Genomic DNA, 686 nt, shown 5'->3' on the forward strand with positions numbered 1-686 from the left:
CTCGGCTCCCCCGTCGAACGCCCCGGCAAGGTTATCGCCGCACCCCTGAACTACGAAAACCACATCGAGGAGGCCCTCGCCGACCGCGACATCACCACCGAGGAGTGGTTCAGCATCGAGGACAAAGGCTACTTCCTCAAAGCGCCGTCGAGCGTCGTCGGCCCCGACCACGGCGTCGAGTTGCCGTTCTCGGACCGCCGCGTCGACCACGAAATCGAACTCGCGTTCGTCATGGGCGACGACGTTAAAGACGTCGACGCCGAGGACGCCTGGGAGCACATCTTCGGGTACACGATTCTCCTGGACATCTCCGTGCGCGGCGACCAGGACCGCTCGAACCGCAAATCCTACGACACCTTCACCGTCATCGGCCCAGCGGTCGTCACCGCCGACGAGATTGACGACCCCCAGGACCTCCAGATGGAACTCGAACTGAACGGCGACCGCAAGCAGTACGAGAACACCGGCGACATGGTCTACACCTGCGCGGACGTCGTCGAGTACGCCTCCCTGGGCGCGACCATCGAAGCCGGCGACGTCATCACCACCGGCACCCCCGAGGGCGTCAGCGAACTCTCCGACGGCGACACTATCGACGCCGAAATCGAGGACGTCGGCCGCATGCTCGTCGACGTCACCGAACGCGACCTCCGCTTCGACGACGTCCACGTCACCAAGGGCGGCCA

Annotated in this window: 1 protein-coding gene; it reads left to right on the forward strand. The window is 64.9% G+C overall.

Annotated features, from left to right (window positions below):
* Positions 1-686 (forward strand): fumarylacetoacetate hydrolase family protein (locus G9C83_RS15900; RefSeq protein WP_167247775.1); only part of this gene is annotated, 686 nt, incomplete at both ends.

The organism is Halobacterium sp. R2-5 (assembly GCF_011734195.1).
GTDB lineage: Archaea > Halobacteriota > Halobacteria > Halobacteriales > Halobacteriaceae > Halobacterium.